Source organism: Pseudoalteromonas sp. S3431, assembly GCF_000690035.1.
Lineage (GTDB): Bacteria > Pseudomonadota > Gammaproteobacteria > Enterobacterales > Alteromonadaceae > Pseudoalteromonas > Pseudoalteromonas fuliginea.
In genome coordinates this window covers 1-2,673 of record NZ_JJNY01000116.1, presented here as the reverse complement: position 1 = coordinate 2,673, position 2,673 = coordinate 1, and the positions used below count along the sequence as shown (strand labels likewise).

Genomic DNA, 2,673 nt, shown 5'->3' with positions numbered 1-2,673 from the left:
TTTAGTAACGTATTGAATCATGGTGATATTTAAATTTATTTTCTCTAGCCAGAGATTTTCAGTGAAAACAAGGCGAATTTACGCGTCAACAGCGGGCCTATTGCAAGTAAATTCAACACAGTTAGCGCTGAAAATAGCTGCTTGAGATAGATTTATTATCCATAACCCAGCTTATTTAGATCAAAGATAATAGTAGTGAATTTTTGAATAATAGAATGAATGCGTTGAGGCAATAGAGTCACTGCGCAAGGATTGTATTTAAACTAAGATGGGTCATAATTGAGCTACTATTTAATTCAATGTGTAAGGAATGTGCGCATGTCAGTATTTATTATTTTACTGGTTGTGGTGGTGGTTATTTTTGCAGTTAAAGATATACGCCTTAATCTGATCAGTAGACCCACGTTTAAAATGTTCAAAAAGGTACTTCCGCCGCTATCGCAAACAGAGCGAGAGGCGATGGAAGCAGGTGATGTTTGGTGGGATGGTGAGTTATTTAGTGGTAACCCAGACTGGCAAAAACTGCACCGTTTTCCTAAACCAGAGCTTAGCGATAAAGAAAACGCATTTATGGCTAACCAAGTAGAAACCTTATTGGCGATGCTTGATGATTATCAAATTGTACAAAAAGACAAAGACTTACCAAAAGAAGTGTGGGATTACCTAAAAACAGAAGGTTTTTTTGCACTGATCATTCCTGAAAAATTTGGGGGTCGTGAGTTCTCCGCAATTGCGAATTCAACGATAGTGTCAAAAATTTCGACTAAAAGTCTAACTGCCGCAGTCACTGTTATGGTGCCTAATAGCTTAGGTCCAGGCGAATTGCTTCTTCATTATGGTACTAAAGAGCAGCAAGATCGTTGGCTGCCAAGTTTAGCTAATGGCACAGATGTGCCTTGTTTTGCATTAACGGGCCCAGAGGCGGGTTCTGATGCTGGCAGCATTCCTGATTCAGGCGTGGTGTGTATGGGGGAGCACAATGGCGAGCAAGTAATAGGCCTGCGTTTAAATTGGTCAAAGCGCTACATTACACTTGCACCAGTGGCTACTGTACTAGGCTTAGCGTTTAAAATGTATGATCCAGATGCTTTATTAGGTGATAAAAAAGAGCTGGGTATTACGTGTGCGCTTATACCAACCGATCATCCGGGTGTTGAAACGGGTGAGCGTCATTATCCGCTTAATATGGCCTTTATGAATGGCACAACGTACGGTAAAGATGTATTTATACCACTGGATTGGATTATTGGTGGACAAGATTGCGCAGGACGTGGTTGGAGAATGCTTGTTGAGTGTTTAAGTGCAGGGCGTGGTATATCGCTACCAGCATTAAGTGCAGCAACCGGGCACTTAGCTTCAAAAATGACATCGGCATACGCCATGGTACGCCAGCAGTTTGGTGTATCTATAGGGCAATTTGAAGGTGTGCAAGAGGCACTTGCGCGTATTGGTGGTTTAACTTACACACTGGAGTCGTGCAGATTAATGACCGCAGGTGCGATTGATTTAAAATTAAGTCCGTCGGTTGTAACAGCGATTGCTAAATACCATATGACTGAAATGGGTCGTACGGTAATGAACGATGCAATGGATATTCATTCAGGTAAAGGAATTCAAGTAGGGCCTAATAACTATTTGGCGCATGGTTATATGGGGATTCCGGTATCAATTACGGTAGAAGGCGCGAATATTTTAACGCGTAATTTAATGATATTTGGCCAAGGTGCAACACGCTGTCATCCATTTGTTTTAAAAGAAATGGAAGCCGCTGCAATGGAAGATGACGACGCAGCACTTGAACAATTTGATGGTTTATTAATGAACCATATAATATTTGCAGCAAGTAATGCAGGTATGGCATTTATGCATGGCTTAACACGTAGTTATTTTGCTAAAGCGCCTGTAGGTGGTGAAACGGCTGTTTATTATAAGCAACTGAGCAGAATGAGCCGAGGCTTAGCTATTTGCACAGACGTGGCTATGTTAATGCTTGGCGGTGAGCTTAAACGAAAAGAAATGATATCGGCACGTTTGGGTGATGTATTAAGTCATTTGTACTTAGCATCAACTGTTTTAAAACGTTATGAAGACGAAGGGCGCCAACAAGCTGATTTACCATTTGTAAAATATGCAATTGAGAACTCATTATTTGAAATTGGCCAAGCGTTTAATGGCTTCTTTAAAAACTTTTCAAATCCGGTTGTTAATTTTACCCTTAAACGTATCGTGTTCCCGCTTGGAAATCATTACCACAGACCAAGTGATGAAATAGCGCAAAGTATTTGCGAGCGTATGACTCAACCTGGAGTATTTAGAAACCGCTTAACGCATTTATGTTATGTAGATGAAAATGCAGGTACAGGGGTAATGGAAAGTGCATTTTTAGCTATGCATGATATGCAAGCGCAGTTTAAAGACCTAAAACAATGGCAGCGTAAGGGTAGTGTACCTGCAACGCTTGATATTGAAGGCGCTATAAATTATGCACTTGAAAATAAGTTGTTAGAGCAAACGGATGCTGATGCTATGCATCATGCTAATAAGTTACGAATGAAAGCCATTGCAGTTGATAACTTTCAACCAGGTGAGCTGTAGCGCAGTACTTTAAATACTAGGGCGTGTTGACCCTTCGTGGTTGAATTTGCAGCAGGCTGTTTGGTTTTTAGGCAAGGC

At 40.9% G+C, this 2,673-nt stretch carries 1 protein-coding gene; it reads left to right on the top strand.

Going from position 1 to position 2,673, the window contains the following annotated elements; genetic code table 11:
• The first annotated feature begins 318 nt into the window (after positions 1 to 318).
• Positions 319 to 2,595: an acyl-CoA dehydrogenase gene (locus DO88_RS00740; RefSeq protein WP_033041064.1), complete on the top strand. Its 2,277-nt coding sequence runs from the start codon at positions 319 to 321 to the stop codon at positions 2,593 to 2,595.
• Positions 2,596 to 2,673: the final 78 nt, after the last annotated feature.

Excerpts from the sequence above, each read along its gene's own strand:
- DO88_RS00740 (WP_033041064.1), top strand. The coding sequence starts at position 319 with ATGTCAGTATTTATTATTTTACTGGTTGTGGTGGTGGTTATTTTTGCA.